Source organism: Burkholderia sp. L-4 (assembly GCF_056856535.1).
This window is the reverse complement of the sequence record NZ_JBXEOX010000002.1, coordinates 1,154,962-1,170,382: the sequence shown is the minus strand read 5'-3', so window position 1 is coordinate 1,170,382 and position 15,421 is coordinate 1,154,962. Positions and strand designations below refer to the sequence as shown.

Sequence of the window (15,421 nt, the reverse complement as noted above, 5' to 3'; positions counted from 1 at the left end):
CGGCCAGCCGCCGACGATTACTCCGCCTGATGACACACCACCTCGATATTGTGCCCATCCGGCCCGATGACGAATGCCGCGTAGTAGTTCGCGTGATAATGCGGCCGCAGCCCGGGCGCGCCGTTGTCCTTCCCGCCCGCCTCCAGCGCCGCGCGATAGAACGCATCGACTTGCTGCCGATTGTCGGCCACGAACGCGATGTGGAGATGCGCCGGTTTCTCGTCCGACTGGAACAGACACAACGAGGCCTTGGCGGGCGTACTGATCTCGATACCGTAAGAAGGCTCGCCCTCGCCCACGGTCACTGCCCCGATCGGTGCAAGCGCCTTGAGGAAAAACGCCTTGCTGGCGGCAAAGTCGCTGACGCCGAATTTGACGTGGTCAAACATGAGATCCCCTCGGATAGATGGGCGGGCCTGCACCCGGGTGTGATGTCGAGACCACCGCGATGGTGCCACACACTGCCTGCAGCAGTACACCTCTTCGCTCACCAACAAAAAAGGCCCGACAACGTCGGGCCAATGAGCGGGATACAAGGAACACCCGCTCACCCCATACCGGGCCGTCACGCGACGCGACGTGACATTGGCGAGATCCTGCGGATACCTGACGATCGCATGTCGATACCTTGCTCACCTGAAAGGATTCGAAAAAACCATGCGCATCCGGTTGGCGCTCACTCGAGCGCCGACAGCACCCGCTCGAAAAAATAGGCCCGCGCCGGAAAGCGCGGGCCGAGCGGAAGTCACCAAACGCCTTGGGGGGGACAAGGCGCGACCAGTCTAGCCCGAGTCACCGGAAAGAAGATTTCATGCGGGATTACAGCTATTACTTCATATGACGAAGCAACGGCTGGCGTCAGCGCCGGTTTGCGGCACGTCATTTGTGAGCCCCATTGCCGCGCGACCGCGCTTGACCATCGTCGGCGCTGTGCAGCGCATCGCCGGTTTGTTATGGTCCGATAGCGTGATGTCCCAACCCCGCACACCCACACCGAAAAAGGCGGCCCAATGATCGACCACGTCTACCTCTCCGTCACCGACATCGACAAGTCGCTGGCCTTCTACGCCGCAGCGTTGAAACCGCTCGGCTGGCGCATCTTCGGCAACTACGACTCCGCGTCGGGCCCCGAGGGCGTCCCCGATCTCTACGGCATCGGCGACGACGTGTACGGCAAGGGCACCGCGGTCGGATCGAGTATCTGGCTGCGCCAGCGCAAACCCGGCGAGACGGGGCTGTATCTCGGGATCGTCTGCGACTCCAACGAACGGGTCGACGCCGCCTACGCAGCCGCGCTCCAGGCCGGCGGCATCGATGAGGGAAAACCGGCGGATCGCACCTACTTCGCCCGCGGCTACTACGCGGCGAACGTCGCCGACTTCGACGGCAATCGGCTCGAGTTCGTCCACAAGGCGTGGAACCCGAAGCGGCACGCATAGCGCCAACGGCGGCGCCGGTCGGACGCGCGCGGGCTCAGGTCGGCACGCCGCCCAGATGCTGCGTGAACCATTCCGCCGCTGCCCGACTGGTTGCGTCGAAGTGCTCGATATACGGCGTGAAATGCCCGCCCTTGATCTGGAGCAGGCGCTTCGGTTCGAGTGCGTTTGCCCATGCCTTGAGGCACAGGTCGGTCGGCGTCAACACGTCCTGATCGGCGACGATCATCAGCAGTGGCGTCGGCGAGATGCGGTCGACGTACTGGCCCGGTTCGTTCTCGCGGGACATCTCCGCACTGCGTAACGTCACTTCGTTTCGCCAGCTCGGCGCAAACTGCGCGGCCGATTCGGTGAAGAACCGGTACGCATCCGCGCCGGCCATCGCGCACGCAGCCGACGGGTCGGCACTGACGGCCGGCAACATGGCCGGCGCGCTGCCCGCGAAGCGCTGCCTGCGGTCTTCGTCAAAACGCGCCAGCATTGCCGGCACGAGATCGGAACGCGTGCGGCGCAAGCCCGACTGGTATCCGCTGATCGTCGGCACCTGCGACACCACGCATTTCACGCGCCGGTCGATCGCGGCGACTTCGAGCACGTGGCCGCCGCTGTAGCTGGTGCCCCAGATACCGATGCGTTCGCCATCGACATCGGCACGCGTCAGCAGGTAGCTGATCGCATCACGATAGCCGCGCTTCTGTTGTACGGGGTCGATTTCCTGACGGGGCAGCCCGTCGCTCGCGCCGAAGTTCTTGTGGTCGTAGAGCAGCACGGCAAAACCACTCGCGGCGAACACCTCCGCGTAGCGGTCCAGATACTGCTCCTTCACGGCCGAAAAGCCGTGCGCCATCACGATGGCAGGATACGTTTCGCTGTCGGCGACGCGCCGCGTCGGCACGTAGAACCAGCCCCGCAGCGTCGTGGATTCGGACGGGAATTCGATGTCGTGGCGCGTCATGTCGGCTGGCCTCATTCGGTCGGTGGATTCGATGACCGACACGATATGCCCGCACGCCATGTCCCGCGTGTTCCGGTAAGACGTGTGCTACGCCGAATCGGACAATTTCGCGTAAGCGCTCGGCGTCATGCCGGTGAAGCGGCGAAACACGGTCGAGAATGCGCTCGTCGTTTCGTAGCCCAGTTCGGCCGCGACGGCGATCACCGAGCAACCCGACGCCAGCAGCGGGCGCGCGGCTGAAATACGCGCTTGTTGTCGCCACTGGCTGAACGACAAGCCCGTTTCGGCCTGGAACAACCGCGCCAAGGTTCGGCTCGACGCACCGACTTCACCGGCCCATTCCGTCAGCGTTCGTTGATCGGCCGGATCCGACAGGATGGCATCGCAGACGCGTGCAAGCCGCCGGTCCCGGCCAGACGGAAGCCTTAACGGCTGCTCGGGCGACCATTCGATTTCAGCGAGCATGAGCTGGATGACGAGATCGTCGCGTCCGGCGGGATGCGTGTCGATCGGCAGGGACGACGCGCGCACGATCAGTTCACGCAGCAGCGGCGACACCTCGACCAGTCTCGGTTGATTCGGATAAGCCGACGGGTACGCGCGCGGGTCGACGTACGCCGTTCGCATTTCGAGGAGGCCGTGTGCACGCATCGCATGCGGAAGGTCCGGTGGAATCCAGAGTGCGCGATGCGGCGGGATCATCCACAGCGACTGGCTCGCACGGACTTCGGCTATGCCCGTCGTCGTGTAGACGAGTTGCGCGCGCGGATGCTGGTGTTCCGCGACGACGAAACCGTCGGGAAATGCTTTCGGCATGACTGCCGCGATACCCGGTGCGTGCTGGTAATCGCGCGGATCGGTGCTCTTCGGCGCGTATGCGCGGCCAGTCCGCTTCGGGTGGGCCGTCGCGTCGAGCATGATCGCTTTACCTTCGCCCTGCATCGCGCGTCCTTTCATTTGCGCGGGATGGCCGGGTGATGCGGTCGCGCGAGTCGGACAAACGACACGGGTCCGCCTGCAGCGTGGAATTCCGTTCGGTCGCCCCGATGATTGCACCACGTCGCCAAATCACACGGGTACCCGCAGGATCGGAACCCATCTGCCCGGAATGAGCGTCGACTCTTTCTCGGCAATCTTCTCCGCGCCGAGCGCCATATAGAACGGCACGGCGTTGGGATCTGCCTCGATCACGAAGCTTCCGATTCCCTTCGCGGCGGCTTCCTTCCTGAGCGCGGACCATAGCGCACGTGCGACGCCCTGCCCCATATGATCCGGATGAACGAACAGCCATCCGCGCGTAAGCGCATCGGAATCGGTCGCAGCCCTCACCCAGAACCCGATGATCCGTTCTTCCGTTTCGGCCACGTACGCCATCGAGCTTTCGATCATCTCGGGCGTCACCGTGAGATCGGCTCGCCAAAGATCCAGCCACGCCTCGGGGTAGCCCCAGTGCGCTTTCGAAAGAAATGCCAGTTTCGTGAGTGCGTCTGCATCGGCGGGCCGGCCGGCACGAATGACAAATCGGCGGTGCATCCGGTCTCCTTTCCCGGTCGGTAAAGACCGACGGCCATGCGCGGCATGCCTCTGTCGGAGGCATCAGGCGCTGGACGACGCGTTGAAGCAGGCGGAACTCGGCGTAGTCACCGGTGGAGGCGGAAACCGCTCGAACGATCACGTGGTCGAGTGGGTCGGCATCGAAACTCACCGTGCCCATTCGGGACCGCTAGACCAGGACAGCGCACGCCACCGCGCACCGTCCCGGCAACGATCCGGTGCGCGCCCGCGCCGAACAACCGCGTCAAAGAATCCGGTTCAACGCATCCGAGAACCGCTCGACCGCGCCATCGACATCGTGCAGCTTGTCGAGACCGAACAACCCCAGCCGGAACGTCTTGAAGTCCTCCGGCTCGTCGCACTGCAGCGGCACCCCGGCCGCGATCTGCAACCCGACATCCGCGAACTTCTTCCCGGTTCGAATCCCGTCGTCGTCCGTATAGCTGACCACGACACCCGGCGCCTCGAACCCTGCCGCCGCCACGCTCCTGAACCCCTTCTCCGCCAGCAGCGCACGAATGCGCTCGCCCAGTTCGAGCTGCTCGGCCTTTACCTTGTCGAAACCGTACGCGTCGGTTTCCTTCATCACGTCGCGCAGCGTCGTGAGGCTGTCGGTCGGCATCGTCGCGTGATACGCAAACCCGCCGCCCTCGTACGCCTCCATGATCTGCAGCCACTTGCGCAGATCGCACGCGAAGCTGGTGCTGGTCGTCGAATCGATGCGTTCGCGCGCAAGCGGGCTGAACATGATCATCGCGCAACACGGCGACGCGCTCCAGCCTTTCTGCGGCGCGCTGATCAGGATATCGACGCCGCTCGCCTGCATGTCGACCCAGACGGTGCCCGACGCAATGCAATCGAGCACGAACATCCCGCCGACCGCATGCACGGCATCGGCCACCGCGCGCAGATACCCGTCGGGCAGCATCATCCCGGAAGCCGTTTCGACGTGCGGCGCAAACACCAGATCCGGCCTGTGCTCGTTGATCGCGGCGACCACTTCGTCGATCGGCGCCGGCGCATAGGCGGCCTGCCGGCCCGCTTCGACCGGACGCGCTTTCAGCACCGTGGTTTCGGACGGAATGCCGCCCATGTCGAAGATCTGCGACCAGCGGTAACTGAACCAGCCGTTGCGGATCACGAGGCACTTCCTGTTGGTCGCGAACTGCCGCGCCACGGCTTCCATGCCGAACGTGCCGCTGCCCGGGACGATCGCGACCGCCTTCGCGTGGTAGACCTTCTTCAGCGTGGCGGAAATGTCGCGCATGACGCCCTGAAAGCGCTGCGACATGTGGTTGACCGAGCGATCGGTGTACACCACCGAATATTCGAGGAGCCCCTCGCGGTCAACATCGGGAAGTAAACCTGGCATGCTCGCCTCCGGTGAAAGATGAACGATGGAACCGCGGCGCGCGGCGCCTGCGATTCGATACTGCTCCGCACCCATGCGGATGCGTCATTTCCTCGACGAAAGCAGATTCTAACGAACGCCGCCGGCCGATTGGGGCATATTTTGTCCGCCGGCCCGTGCCGCGCGCGTAGCCCTGTTCCGTGTAAGGGTTAACGACGCGTGCGGCCATCCGCCCATAACATGTCGACCAGACCCTTCACGAAGGAATCCTCGATGACCTCCTCTTCAGCTTCGTCACGGCAGTCGTCCATCGATCCGGCGCTCGCCGAGCGCATCGATGCGGTCCTGTCCCGCCAGCTCGACACGCAGCGCCTCGTCGGCGCGGTGGTCCTGGTCGCGCGCGACGGCGAACTCGTCTACCGCCGCGCGGCCGGGTTCGCGGACCGCGAATCGCGCACGCCGATGCGCGAGGACACGCTGTTCCGGCTCGCATCGGTGACGAAGCCGATCGTCTCGGCGGCCGCGATGGCGCTCGTCGCGCAACGCAAGCTGTCGCTCGAGGACGACGTGACGCGCTGGCTGCCCGAGTTTCGCCCCGCACTGCCCGACGGCCGCGTGCCGACGATCACGCTGCGACAGTTGCTCGCGCATACCGCCGGCCTCGGCTATCGCTTCAGCGAGACCGACACGAACGGCCCCTATGCGCGTGCCGGCGTCTCCGACGGGCTGGACGGCGCGACGATCACGCTCGCCGAAAACCTGCGCCGGATCGCGAGCGTGCCGCTGCAGTTCGCGCCCGGCACCGACTGGAACTACTCGCTGTCGATCGACGTCGTCGGCGCGCTGATCGAGGCCGTCTGCGGCGTGCCGCTCGCCGACGCGATCGATGCGCTCGTGCTCCGCCCGCTCGGCGCGCGCGACACGGCCTTCGTCGCGCGCGATCCGGCGCGGCTTGCCACGCCGTACGTCAACGACACGCCGCAGCCGCACCGGCTCGCCGAGAACGAGACGGTGCCCATCGACGCAGGGTTCGTCGGCGTCACGTACTCGCCGTCGCGCGCGCTCGACGCGCAGGCTTTCGCATCGGGCGGCGCCGGCATGGTCGGCACCGCCGGCGATGTGCTGACGGTGCTGGACACGCTGCGCGCGGGCGGCGGCGCCATCCTGCCCGCGGACCTCGTCGACGAAATGGGCCGCGTGCAGACCGGCGACCTCGAACTGGCGGACCTGCCGGGCGCGGGCTTCGGGATCGGGTTTTTGGTGCTGCGCGACCCGCAGGCGGCCGCATCGCCCGAATCGGTCGGCACCTGGCGCTGGGGTGGCGTCTACGGTCATTCCTGGTTCGTCGATCGCGCACGCGGGCTGACCGTCGTGTCGCTGTCGAACACGCTCTACGAAGGAATGAACGGCCAGTACACGCTGGATCTGCGCGACGCCGTCTACGGCGCCGGCTGACCCGCACGAAAAAAAGGCCCGACACGCGTCGGGCCAACGGGTTTGAGGCACAAGGAGAATCCCGCCCACAACACGACCGGGCGGTCACGCCGCGCTACACGACGTTCTTTTCGACGATCGGCCGGTTTTCCAGCACACGCGCCCAGCCGAGCGACGACAGGTCGAGCGTGTCGTAACGCCCGCCCAGAATGAGTTCACAGACGCCGCGCCCCGTCGCCGGCCCTTGCTGCAATCCGTGGCCGCTGTAACCGTTCGCGAACACGACGTTGTCGAGCGCCGGGTGATAGCCGATGATCGCGTTGTGGTCGAACACGTTGTACTCGTAGTACCCGGACCAGCAGTTCTCCACGCGCAGCGCCTCGAATTCCGGCACGCGATTCGCGAGCGTCGGCCAGATCACCTCGTCGAACAGGTCATGATCGACTTCGTCGAGCGGCAGGTCGTCCGGGTCGCGATCCGGGCTCGGCGACGTGCCGCAGATATACGTGCGCCCTTCCGGCCGGAAATACACGCCGGTCGGGTCGATCAGCAGCGGGCAATCGGCGAGCTTCGCCGGCGACGATACGTTGAAGATGCTGCGGCGCCGCGCATACACGGGAATGTCGATGCCCATCATCGACGACAGCGTGCGCGCCCATGCGCCGGCTGCATTGACGAGCGTGTCGCACGCGTAGCGCTCGCCGTCGCCCGTCACGACATGCGTGACCTTGCGCCCGTCGCGCACCACGTCCTTCACGTCGGCCGGCACGTAGCGCGCACCGAGCGCCTGCGCCTTCTTGCGCAGCGCCTGCACGAGCCCGTAGCCGTCGAACCAGCCTTCGCCGCTCGCGCCGTACGCGCCCGACACGAGATCGTCGACGTTCAGCCACGGAAACTTCGCGCGCAGCGCGTCGCGGTCCATCAGGCGGATATCGGCGCCGAGGCGCGTCTGCAGCGCATGATTCTCGCGCAGCGTCGCGTCGCCGGCCGGCGTCGCGAGGAACAGGTAGCCGCCTTCGTGCAGGTCGATCGACGGCCGGTCGCCGTCCACTTCGAGACGCTCGCCGATCGTGCGCAGGAAGTCGATGCCGAACAGCGACATCTCGATCGACAGCGGCGTCGAGAACTGCTGGCGAATCGATGCGGCCGACAGCGCCGACGACGACCGCGCATAGGTGGGGTCACGTTCGATGACGGTCACGGCGACCGTGGGATCGGTGGCGCGCAGGAAATAAGCGATCGAGCTGCCGATCACACCACCGCCGACGATGACGACTTGAGAACTCACGACTGACTCCGGTTGCACGTGAAAGGCGCAGCCCGCCGGCCGCGCCCGTAGGTTGTTCGTGCCGCGTCGCGCGCGGCCTCGCGTGGGCGGACTCCCCGGCGATCGCTTCGGCTATTTCAGCACGTCCGGCATCGCCGCGAAAGCCCGCTCGCGCGTATTGCTGTCAGTCCGACGATTGAGTCGTGACGGGCTGCCACGCGGCGTTCTTCACCTCATACAGCGTCGAGCTCGGGTTCTTCAGGTCGCCCGTGTTCGTGAACGCGATCGTGCCCGTGATGCCGTCATAGCGCGTGCCCTTCAGCGCGCCGTTGAAATCGGCCGGCTTCGTCGAGTTCGCCTTCTGCATCGCGTTGATCGCGATCCACGTCGCGTCGTACGCGAACGGCGCGTACGCGAGCATGTCGACACCGTACTTCTGCCTGAATTTCGTTTCGAACTGCTTGCCCTTCGCGAGACGCGACAGCGGCTGCCCGTATTCCCACACCGACGCGCCCTCGGCCGCATTGCCGGCGAGCTTGATGAAGTTCGCGTTCATCACGCCGCCGCCCGCGAGGAATTGCGCGCGGATGCCGAGCTGGCGCATGCGCTTCACGAGCATCGCGGCCTGCGCGTCGAGGCCGCCGAAGAACACGAGGTCGGCATTGGTGCTCTTGATCTTCGTGAGCTGCGCGCTGAAGTCGACGGCCTTGTCGTTCGTGAACTCGCGCGCGACGATCGTGCCGCCGCTCGCCTTCACGGCCCGCTCGAACTCGTCGGCCTCGCCCTGGCCGAACGCGGTGCGGTCGTCGATGATCGCGATGCGCTTCGCCTTCGTCACGCTCGCGGCGTACGCGCCGGCGTTGCCCGCGTTCTGCGTGTCGGTCGCGATCACGCGGTACACGGTGCCGAGCCCGGCGCGCGTGATGTCGGGATTGGTCGCCGACGGCGTGATCATCGGAATGCCGGCTTTCGCGTAGATCTTCGACGCGGGCAGCGTCGTGCCCGAATTGAAGTGGCCGATCACGACGGCCACCTGCGCGTCGGCGAGCTGCTGCGCCGCCTGCACGCCGGTACGCGGATCGCTCTGGTCGTCCTGCGATGCGATCACGAACTTCACCGGCTTGCCGCCGACCGTCGTGTGCGCGGCATTCGCTTCGTCGACCGCCATGCGCACGCCGTTCTCGATGTCCTTGCCGTATGCGGCGCCGCCGCCCGTCAGCGGGCCGGCCACGCCGACCTTCACGACGGTTTCCTGCGCATGGGCCGCGCCTGTCTGGAACGCGAGGAGCGCAGCGGTCAATGCAACGCCGGAAAGCGAACGAATGCGGAACGTCATGGCAATCCTTCTTCTGTGGGTCGGGATGCAACGCGCGGCGGCCGCGCGTCGGCGACCTCTCGCGCGTCGGTGATGGCATGCGCTGCCGGGGCGTCATTCGATGCGCCAACCGGCCGGCCGATCACCGCGATTCCGTCTCCGAAGAACCTTTCATCGCGAAAGAGGTGAAGGGATTGTGGGTAGCCAATACCCGCGCAGCAAACGAAATATCGGAACTATGTTGTGAGGATTTTTCATCAAGTTCCGCGTTCGCGGGCGACCCGCGGCCAGTACGGCGAGGGGTCGAGCGTGGAAGGCTGCAAGAGGGCGCGGCGGCGGCGCCCACGGGTAAAGGCCGGCCGTGGTCATGCCGATCGCGCATCATCGTCGCGACGACGGCCCGGCCGGCCTTTGCGACGCCCGCGGCGGGCGTCGCGTCATCGGTCAGCGCCGATCGGTACGCACCGGCTTGCGCACCGCGTCGGCCGCCTCGCCGGCCTTCTCCTGGATCTTGCCGGCCTGCTGTTCGGCAACCCCTTCGGCTTCCGCCTTGCGGTCGCCCGTTACCTTGCCGAGCGCTTCCTTGACCGAACCCTTGACCTGTTTGAGCTTGCCTTCGATGCGATTCCTGTCCATGGTCGTCTCCTGCGATGGTGAGGGAGAACCGGCGATGCGGCGGCCCGCGCCGCCCCGCCGAGTGGACAGGATCGCAAGCGAACGCGGCGGGCGGCAGATGCGGATGCACCAGTGTGCGTGGTGCATTCGTACCGTCGGCGTCAGTCCTTGCCCTTCGTGCCGCCCTTCTCGCCGCGTGCACCGTTCGCCTCGGCCGCGCCGACGATCCCGCGCTCGCGCGCCCACACGATCGCCTCGCCGCGGCTGTGCACGTCGAGCTTCGCGTAGATCGTCGCGACGTGATTGCGCACGGTGTTCGGCGCGAGCCCGAGGCGGCCCGCGATCTCCTTGTCGGCAAGGCCGTGGCACAGCAGGTCGAATACGTCGCGCTCGCGCGCGGTCAGGTCCGACAACTGCGCGCCCGCGTCCGGCGCATTCGCGCGCCGCACGTTCGCGAGCTTCTCGATCAGCGTGCGGCTGAACCACGACGCATCCTGCATCGCGGTCTCGATCGCATAGACGAGCTCCATCTCGGTACGCTTGCGATCGCTGATGTCGAGCAGCGCGACGAGCAGGCAATCGCGGCCGTGGATCGCGACCGGATCGGCCGACACGACGCAATCGCGCACATCGCCGTCGCGCGTGCGGATCTGCACGTCGGCGTTGCGGACGTTGCCGTCGCGCGCGAGCCGGCCTTCGATGCGCTGCCATGCGCCGCACTCGGCCCACAGCCCGATCTCGTCCGCGGATTTGCCGAGCAGCGCGTCCTGCGCATGGCCCGTCATCGCGGCGAACGCATCGTTCACGTCGAGCAGTTCGAAGCGGTCGGCCGTGACGATCGCGGTCGCGACCGGCGCCATCCGGAATGCCGTCGCGAAACGCTCCTCGCTCTGCTTCAGCGCGCGCTCGGCCTGCTTGCGCGGCTCGAGATCCATGAACGTAAACAGCATGCACGCCTCGCCGTTCATGTCGATCGGCTGCCCGGCGACGACCACCGCCTTCGTGCTGCCGTCCGCGAGTTTCAGCACGGCTTCCATCTGCGGGATCGTCGCGCCTTCGCCGAGCCGTTCGATCGCCAGCTCGCGCCGCTCGGCCTGTTCGAGCACGTCGACCTCGTACACCGAGCGGCCGAGCACGTCGTCGCGCGCGTGGCCCGTCATGTCGAGGAAGCCCTGGTTGACCTTCACGTAGCGCAAGTCGTCGAGCCGGCAGATCACGGCCGGCGCCGGGTTGGCGTTGAAGGTGCGCTCGAAGCGCTCCTCGGCGCTCGCCCATTCGGTCGCATCGTGCAGCACGAGCGCGAGGCAGTCGGGTTCGCCGGCCGCGTTCGTCAGCACGAGGCTGCGAATGCGGTGCACCCAGCTCACGGTTTCGTCGGCGGCCGATTCGACTTCGACCGTCACGTCGCTGAACTCCTCGCCGGCGATCACGCGATCCATCGGATAGTGGCCGTCGCGCACCGGATGGTTGTTCCGGTAGCGCAGCCGGAAGCGCTCGCGGTATTCGGTGACGTCCGCGCCGAGCGCGGCCAGTTCGGTCACGCCATGCATCGCGAGCGCAGCCTCGTTCGCCCAGACGATCCGCTGGTCGGGCTCGATCAGGATCACGCCTTCGGTGAGCCCCGCGATGATCTGGTGCAGCTGGCGCCGGTCGGTGTGCGACTTGAGCGCCTGTTCGTCTACTTGTTCGTTCATCGAGTCGTTGTCCCTGTCGTCAACATGACCGCCCGCCGATTGCCCCGTTACGCCGCACGCCCCGGCCGGCGCGTGCGGTGATGATCGCGTACCGCGCGAGGACGCGACAGGCGCGAATGCACTACCTCCAATAGTACATTCGCATGCCGCATCGGCACCGTGCGGTGTCCCGCCCAACGGCACGGCAAGGCCCTCGCGCCGGTGCCCGCGCGTTGCCCGGGTCGTGATGCATTCCCCGTTCCTGCCCGCCCGTGCCATTCCCGGTGCAAACGCACTAGCCGATCCGGTGAATTTGCGCGATGTCCGCTCGCGTTCGCGTCGGTACGCTGGTACTGCATCGGCGCTCATGCGCTGCCCTTTCACACCGCAGAGGAGGACAACCGGATGAAGCTGCATCAGACACCCGATCCGACGCGGCCCGAGCCGGCCCCGGACGCTCCGCCCGAACCGCCGCCCGGCACCGATCCGCCGGTGCCGCTGCCACCGGACCTGCCGCGCCCGGACATGCCGCCGCGCGAGCCCGGCTACGACACGCCGATCGCCCGGTAACCCGCGGCACGCTCCGTGCTCGTCGATCCATTCGTTCAACACGCCCATCGAAGGAGAACATCCATGAACAAGACCTCGCACCTTTCGACGCTGCTCGCCGTCAGCGCGGCCTTCCTGCTGTCCGCCGCGCCGCTCACGAACGCGTACGCCCAGGCCTCGTCGGCCGACAGTGGCATGACGGCCGAATCGAACCAGCCCGTCACCGACACGTGGATCACCACCAAGGTGAAGGGTGAACTCGCGACCACCGACGGCGTGAAGAGCACCGACATCAGCGTGAAGACGGTCGACGGCGTCGTCACGCTCACGGGCGTGCTGCCGACCAAGACGGCCGTGAAGAAGGCCGTCGCCGTGACGCGCGCGATCAAGGGCGTGAAGCACGTCGACGCATCCGGCCTGAAGGCGAAGGCCTGACCTCCCGCGCGGCGGCTGCCGCGCTTCCCCCGCAGTTTTCCCATCACGACCAAGGAGCACACGATGAACGAGGACAAGATCAAGGGCCAGTGGAAGCAGTTGACCGGCAAGCTGAAGGCCAAGTGGGGCAAGCTGACAGACGACGATCTCGCGGTCGCCGAAGGCAATCGCGACTACCTGGCCGGCAAGATCCAGGAACGTTACGGGATCGCCCGCGATGAAGCCGAAAAGCAGTTGAAGGATTTCGATCGCGAGCTGTAACGCATCCGGCAATTTCACCCGCCGCGGCGCCGATGGCGTCGCGGCCATTCAGGACAACGACATGGGTAAATACCTGATCGCCTGGCTGCTCGGCGTGCCGTTCGGGCTGCTGGTGCTGTTCTATCTGATCACGCACGTCTTCTGACGGCGCGGCGCCCGGCACGCGCCCGCCGCCTTCGCGGCACACACCTCCCCTTCGACGACACGACCGACGGCCACGGACGGCTTCGCCGCACGACCGTCGAGCGCGCCCACGCTGCATCGCGAGCCCCCCAACGCAGATCGGGCAGGACGCATGCACGTCCTGCCCGACCGGTTCGTCGCTTCCGCCGCGGTGCTGCGTTACTTCGCCGCGTTCGCCGTCATCTTGAAGATGCCTTGCGCGTTGCCCGCATCGAAACGCAGGTCGGTCACCCAGCGGCGCGCGCCCTGGTCGAACGTGCGCTTGCGCGTGATGAACTCGTAGAACGAGCCCGGCACGTTGCGCTTCACCGTGCCGCCGTCGCGGGTGCGGAACTCGCGCTCGACGGTGTCGGCGCGATACGCGGTCTGGAACACGCGGCCCGAGCGCGAACGCTCGACTTCCGGCTTCATCGGGCGGCCCTTCGCCTTCTCGTCGTCGGACAGCTTGAACACGTCGGCGACACGGTCGGTCGCGTGGTTGAACGCGTTGCCTTCGGTCGCGATCCACGCCATTTCCGCCGATTCCATCAGCAGCGTTTCATAGTCGAGTTCGTTCGGCACGTCGTGCTGGCGCGCGAACGCGCCGACGATTTCCGGCAGCAGCGCCTGCGCGGCGTCCAGCGGCAGCCAGCCTTCGCGCTCGACCTCCCACAGCAGCGCGACGGCCGCCGGCGACAGCGGATCGCGCGACGAGCTGACGACGTTCGTCACGGCCTGCTGGAACTCCTTCGAGAAACGTTCCGGATGCAGTTCGCTGACGAAGAACTGCGCGATTTCGTCCGGCGCGTCTTCGTGCGCGTACGCGCGGCCCGTCATGCCGAGCTTGTCGAGCGGGTAGCGGCCGTTCAGGCGGAACCCGAGCGGACGCAGGATGCGCGTGAACGCGGCTTCGCCCGGCGGCAGCGCGCCCGTGTGCGGCCAGCGCACCGTGCGCAGCGCGCCGTGGTCGAAATAGACCGAGCCGCCGCTTTCGATCGCTTCGGCCGTGTAGGCGCGGCCGTTCGCCGAACGTTCGAGCAGCCCTTCGAACAGCGCCATGTTCATCGCCTGCGCGATTTCCGCGCGCGTCACGACGCCGTCTTCCCATTCTTCGAGGATGGCCGGCATGTTCAGGGTCGAGAACAGGGCGTCGGTCTTCGCCTGTCCCAGCAGCTTCGTCAGCAAGCTCTCGATATTCGGATTGCGCATCAGGATTCTCGTCTCGGGGGACCGCCGGCAAACGTGCCGGCAACTCGTCGGCCGGCCGCCCGGCGGGCGCCTGACCTTGCGTGGGGAGCATTATTCAAAGGGTTGCAGCCGGGCGTAAAGCGAGATTAAATTGACACGTGATGAGTTTTTGGAATTATTACCTGTCCCCCGCCCGCCTTCCGCCCTCGCGCGGCGCGGCCCCGTTCGTCAGACGAAACGAGCATCATGCGTAAATTCAAGATTCCCAACATGGGCGCGCTCGTGGCTTTCGAAGCCGCCGCGCGCCACGAGAGCTTCACGCACGCGGCCAAGGAGCTGTTCCTGACCGAAAGCGCGGTGTCGCGCCAGATCGCGACGCTCGAGGCCAGCCTCGGCGTGCGGCTGTTCGCCCGGGTGAAGCAGCGCGTCGTGCTGACGCGCGCCGGCAAGCTCTACGGCACGCAGGTGCGGCGCGCGCTGGAAACGCTCGACCGCGACACGCTGTCGATCATCGCGCACGGCAGCGGCGGCGGCTACCTGGAGCTCGCGGTGCTGCCGACCTTCGCATCGCACTGGCTGATCCCGCGCATCAAGAGCTTCTACGACCGCACGCCCGACGTGCGCGTGAACATGGGCAGCCGCACCGACCTGTTCTCGTTCGAGGACACGCACTTCGAGGCCGCGATCCACTACGGCAAGCCGACCTGGCCCGGCACCTCGTCCGACTACCTGTTCGGCGAGGAGGTCGTGCCGATCTGTTCGCCCGCGCTGCTCGACGGGCCGGTCGAGCGTGTCGAGGATCTGCTCGCGTATCCGCTGCTGCACTCGACCACGCGCCCCGGCGCGTGGGCGCAGTGGTTCGAGACCCATGGCGTCGAGGACATCCGCACGATGCAGGGCGTGCGTTACGAACTGCATACGATGCTGATCAGCGCGGCCGCGGCCGGGCTCGGCATCGCGCTCGTGCCGAAGTTCTTCGTCGAGGAACAGCTGCAGCAGCTCGGCCTGGTCGTGCCGTGCGACGCCGCGACGGTCGGCGATTCGGCGTACTACCTCGTGTATCCGACGGAATTCAGCCACAGCAAGCCGCTGGAGCTGTTCCGCGGCTGGCTGCTCGAACAGGCGAGCGCGTATGCGGCGCCGGCGCGCGCGGAGGAGATGGACGATACGGAGGACGACGAGGACGACGAGGACGTCGAATGACGGCGCCGCCGGCAACCTGCCAA

Annotated in this window: 17 protein-coding genes and 1 pseudogene; 7 read left to right on the top strand and 11 right to left on the bottom strand. The window is 66.6% G+C overall.

Features of this window, described 5'->3' with window-relative positions; genetic code table 11:
• Nucleotides 1-17 precede the first annotated feature (17 nt).
• A complete protein-coding gene (locus tag AC1VVG_RS22110) occupies nt 18-389 on the bottom strand; it encodes a VOC family protein (protein ID WP_034188424.1) in 372 nt (123 codons plus the stop codon).
• Between the two features lie 621 nt (nt 390-1,010).
• Here AC1VVG_RS22110 and AC1VVG_RS22105 point away from each other — a divergent pair.
• Nucleotides 1,011-1,439, top strand: a complete 429-nt coding sequence (locus tag AC1VVG_RS22105; protein ID WP_034188425.1) for a VOC family protein — start codon at nt 1,011-1,013, stop codon at nt 1,437-1,439.
• A gap of 34 nt (nt 1,440-1,473) precedes the next feature.
• Here AC1VVG_RS22105 and AC1VVG_RS22100 read toward each other — a convergent pair whose 3' ends face one another.
• From AC1VVG_RS22100 to AC1VVG_RS22090, 3 genes and pseudogenes are all read right to left on the bottom strand, one after another.
• Complete coding sequence (locus tag AC1VVG_RS22100; protein WP_482836270.1) at nt 1,474-2,391, bottom strand: alpha/beta hydrolase; 918 nt, start codon at nt 2,389-2,391, stop codon at nt 1,474-1,476.
• Nucleotides 2,392-2,478: 87 nt separating this feature from the next.
• Nucleotides 2,479-2,949: a helix-turn-helix domain-containing protein gene (locus AC1VVG_RS22095; RefSeq protein WP_226103885.1), complete on the bottom strand. Its 471-nt coding sequence runs from the start codon at nt 2,947-2,949 to the stop codon at nt 2,479-2,481.
• A 27-nt stretch (nt 2,950-2,976) separates the two neighbouring features.
• Nucleotides 2,977-3,126 (bottom strand): annotated as a pseudogene (locus AC1VVG_RS22090) (cupin domain-containing protein); the annotation flags it as partial.
• Between AC1VVG_RS22090 and AC1VVG_RS22085 the strand changes: the two are divergent.
• Nucleotides 3,079-3,369, top strand: coding sequence for a hypothetical protein (locus AC1VVG_RS22085; protein WP_482837246.1), 291 nt, complete (start codon nt 3,079-3,081; stop codon nt 3,367-3,369). The pseudogene AC1VVG_RS22090 and the gene AC1VVG_RS22085 overlap by 48 nt on opposite strands.
• A gap of 90 nt (nt 3,370-3,459) precedes the next feature.
• Here AC1VVG_RS22085 and AC1VVG_RS22080 read toward each other — a convergent pair whose 3' ends face one another.
• Nucleotides 3,460-3,924 (bottom strand): GNAT family N-acetyltransferase, encoded by a 465-nt coding sequence (locus tag AC1VVG_RS22080; RefSeq protein WP_049028879.1) that lies wholly within the window; start codon nt 3,922-3,924, stop codon nt 3,460-3,462.
• A 265-nt stretch (nt 3,925-4,189) separates the two neighbouring features.
• Nucleotides 4,190-5,317 (bottom strand): aminotransferase class V-fold PLP-dependent enzyme, encoded by a 1,128-nt coding sequence (locus AC1VVG_RS22075; protein WP_482836269.1) that lies wholly within the window; start codon nt 5,315-5,317, stop codon nt 4,190-4,192.
• 252 nt (nt 5,318-5,569) lie between these two features.
• Between AC1VVG_RS22075 and AC1VVG_RS22070 the strand changes: the two genes are divergently transcribed.
• Nucleotides 5,570-6,751, top strand: coding sequence for a serine hydrolase domain-containing protein (locus AC1VVG_RS22070; protein WP_482836267.1), 1,182 nt, complete (start codon nt 5,570-5,572; stop codon nt 6,749-6,751).
• A 94-nt stretch (nt 6,752-6,845) separates the two neighbouring features.
• Here the strand turns inward: AC1VVG_RS22070 and AC1VVG_RS22065 are convergent, their stop codons facing one another.
• The 4 genes from AC1VVG_RS22065 to AC1VVG_RS22050 form a co-directional block, all read right to left on the bottom strand.
• Nucleotides 6,846-8,018: an NAD(P)/FAD-dependent oxidoreductase gene (locus AC1VVG_RS22065; protein ID WP_482836266.1), complete on the bottom strand. Its 1,173-nt coding sequence runs from the start codon at nt 8,016-8,018 to the stop codon at nt 6,846-6,848.
• A 163-nt stretch (nt 8,019-8,181) separates the two neighbouring features.
• Nucleotides 8,182-9,333: a branched-chain amino acid ABC transporter substrate-binding protein gene (locus tag AC1VVG_RS22060; RefSeq protein ID WP_482836265.1), complete on the bottom strand. Its 1,152-nt coding sequence runs from the start codon at nt 9,331-9,333 to the stop codon at nt 8,182-8,184.
• Nucleotides 9,334-9,756: 423 nt separating this feature from the next.
• A complete protein-coding gene (locus AC1VVG_RS22055) occupies nt 9,757-9,948 on the bottom strand; it encodes a CsbD family protein (protein WP_034188432.1) in 192 nt (63 codons plus the stop codon).
• A 140-nt stretch (nt 9,949-10,088) separates the two neighbouring features.
• Nucleotides 10,089-11,621 (bottom strand): PAS domain S-box protein, encoded by a 1,533-nt coding sequence (locus tag AC1VVG_RS22050; protein WP_482836263.1) that lies wholly within the window; start codon nt 11,619-11,621, stop codon nt 10,089-10,091.
• 384 nt (nt 11,622-12,005) lie between these two features.
• Between AC1VVG_RS22050 and AC1VVG_RS22045 the strand changes: the two genes are divergently transcribed.
• The 3 genes from AC1VVG_RS22045 to AC1VVG_RS22035 all read left to right on the top strand — a co-directional run bounded on the left by AC1VVG_RS22045 (nt 12,006) and on the right by AC1VVG_RS22035 (nt 12,845).
• Nucleotides 12,006-12,170 carry a hypothetical protein gene (locus AC1VVG_RS22045; RefSeq protein ID WP_167361896.1) on the top strand — a complete coding sequence of 55 codons (165 nt, stop codon included), beginning with the start codon at nt 12,006-12,008 and terminating at the stop codon, nt 12,168-12,170.
• Nucleotides 12,171-12,233: 63 nt separating this feature from the next.
• A complete protein-coding gene (locus AC1VVG_RS22040; RefSeq protein ID WP_482836261.1) occupies nt 12,234-12,584 on the top strand; it encodes a BON domain-containing protein in 351 nt (116 codons plus the stop codon).
• A 63-nt stretch (nt 12,585-12,647) separates the two neighbouring features.
• A complete protein-coding gene (locus tag AC1VVG_RS22035) occupies nt 12,648-12,845 on the top strand; it encodes a CsbD family protein (protein ID WP_034188435.1) in 198 nt (65 codons plus the stop codon).
• Nucleotides 12,846-13,187: 342 nt separating this feature from the next.
• Here the strand turns inward: AC1VVG_RS22035 and AC1VVG_RS22030 are convergent, their stop codons facing one another.
• Nucleotides 13,188-14,216: a DUF1338 domain-containing protein gene (locus tag AC1VVG_RS22030; RefSeq protein WP_034188436.1), complete on the bottom strand. Its 1,029-nt coding sequence runs from the start codon at nt 14,214-14,216 to the stop codon at nt 13,188-13,190.
• Between the two features lie 225 nt (nt 14,217-14,441).
• On the opposite strand from AC1VVG_RS22030, the gene AC1VVG_RS22025 reads away from it, so the two are divergent.
• Entirely contained in the window at nt 14,442-15,398 is a 957-nt protein-coding gene (locus AC1VVG_RS22025; RefSeq protein ID WP_059559810.1) for a LysR family transcriptional regulator, read from the top strand.
• Nucleotides 15,399-15,421 lie beyond the last annotated feature (23 nt).

What these genes read in the sequence shown, in the direction of transcription:
- AC1VVG_RS22070 (WP_482836267.1), top strand. Translation starts at nt 5,570, where the DNA reads ATGACCTCCTCTTCAGCTTCGTCACGGCAGTCGTCCATCGATCCGGCG.
- AC1VVG_RS22105 (WP_034188425.1), top strand. Translation starts at nt 1,011, where the DNA reads ATGATCGACCACGTCTACCTCTCCGTCACCGACATCGACAAGTCGCTG.
- AC1VVG_RS22030 (WP_034188436.1), bottom strand. Translation starts at nt 14,216, where the DNA reads ATGCGCAATCCGAATATCGAGAGCTTGCTGACGAAGCTGCTGGGACAG.
- AC1VVG_RS22075 (WP_482836269.1), bottom strand. Translation starts at nt 5,317, where the DNA reads ATGCCAGGTTTACTTCCCGATGTTGACCGCGAGGGGCTCCTCGAATAT.
- AC1VVG_RS22100 (WP_482836270.1), bottom strand. Translation starts at nt 2,391, where the DNA reads ATGACGCGCCACGACATCGAATTCCCGTCCGAATCCACGACGCTGCGG.
- AC1VVG_RS22080 (WP_049028879.1), bottom strand. Translation starts at nt 3,924, where the DNA reads ATGCACCGCCGATTTGTCATTCGTGCCGGCCGGCCCGCCGATGCAGAC.
- AC1VVG_RS22040 (WP_482836261.1), top strand. Translation starts at nt 12,234, where the DNA reads ATGAACAAGACCTCGCACCTTTCGACGCTGCTCGCCGTCAGCGCGGCC.
- AC1VVG_RS22085 (WP_482837246.1), top strand. Translation starts at nt 3,079, where the DNA reads ATGCGGCGGGATCATCCACAGCGACTGGCTCGCACGGACTTCGGCTAT.
- AC1VVG_RS22050 (WP_482836263.1), bottom strand. Translation starts at nt 11,621, where the DNA reads ATGAACGAACAAGTAGACGAACAGGCGCTCAAGTCGCACACCGACCGG.
- AC1VVG_RS22055 (WP_034188432.1), bottom strand. Translation starts at nt 9,948, where the DNA reads ATGGACAGGAATCGCATCGAAGGCAAGCTCAAACAGGTCAAGGGTTCG.
- AC1VVG_RS22110 (WP_034188424.1), bottom strand. Translation starts at nt 389, where the DNA reads ATGTTTGACCACGTCAAATTCGGCGTCAGCGACTTTGCCGCCAGCAAG.
- AC1VVG_RS22045 (WP_167361896.1), top strand. Translation starts at nt 12,006, where the DNA reads ATGAAGCTGCATCAGACACCCGATCCGACGCGGCCCGAGCCGGCCCCG.
- AC1VVG_RS22060 (WP_482836265.1), bottom strand. Translation starts at nt 9,333, where the DNA reads ATGACGTTCCGCATTCGTTCGCTTTCCGGCGTTGCATTGACCGCTGCG.
- AC1VVG_RS22025 (WP_059559810.1), top strand. Translation starts at nt 14,442, where the DNA reads ATGCGTAAATTCAAGATTCCCAACATGGGCGCGCTCGTGGCTTTCGAA.
- AC1VVG_RS22035 (WP_034188435.1), top strand. Translation starts at nt 12,648, where the DNA reads ATGAACGAGGACAAGATCAAGGGCCAGTGGAAGCAGTTGACCGGCAAG.